1 protein-coding gene is annotated in these 825 nt (G+C 69.1%); it reads left to right on the top strand.

What is annotated here, in order from left to right:
* On the top strand, positions 1-825 hold an 825-nt coding region (locus KU893_RS22395), incomplete at both ends, for a lipoyl synthase (protein ID WP_246593080.1).

Genomic DNA, 825 nt, shown 5'->3' with positions numbered 1-825 from the left:
GAGGGGCGCAAGCTCCTCCGCCTGGAGGTCCGCAACGCGGAGACCCCGATCGAGCGGAAGCCGTCGTGGATCCGGACGAAGGCGACGATGGGCCCCGAGTACCGCACCCTGAAGAGCCTGGTGAAGTCCGAGGGCCTGCACACCGTGTGCGAGGAAGCCGGCTGCCCCAACATCTTCGAGTGCTGGGAGGACAAGGAAGCCACCTTCCTCATCGGCGGCGACCAATGCACCCGACGCTGCGACTTCTGCCAGATCGACACCGGCAAGCCCCAGCCCCTCGACCGCGACGAACCCCGCCGCGTCGCCGAGTCCGTCCACACCATGGGCCTCAAGTACGCCACCATCACCGGCGTCGCCCGCGACGACCTCCCCGACGGCGGCGCCTGGCTCTACGCCGAGACCGTGCGCGCCATCCACGACCTCAACCCCGACACCGGCGTGGAGAACCTGGTCCCCGACTTCAACGGCGACCCCACCCTGCTCGCCGAGGTCTTCGACGCACGCCCCGAGGTCCTGGCCCACAACCTCGAGACCGTGCCCCGCATCTTCAAGCGGATCCGCCCCGCCTTCCGCTACGAACGCTCCCTCGACGTCCTCACCCAGGCCCGCGCCTTCGGCCTGGTCACCAAGTCCAACCTCATCCTCGGCATGGGCGAGACCCGCGACGAGGTCTCCCAAGCCCTGCGCGACCTGCACCAGGCAGGCTGCGAGCTGGTCACCATCACCCAGTACCTACGCCCCTCCGTCCGACACCACCCCGTCGAACGGTGGGTCAAGCCCGAGGAGTTCGTCGACCTCGCCACCGAGGCCGAGGAGATCGGCTTC

It is taken from the genome of Nocardioides daeguensis, assembly GCF_019192965.1.
GTDB lineage: Bacteria > Actinomycetota > Actinomycetes > Propionibacteriales > Nocardioidaceae > Nocardioides > Nocardioides daeguensis.
The sequence above is the reverse complement of the archived record's forward strand: the minus strand, read 5'-3'. Positions and strand labels throughout refer to the sequence as shown.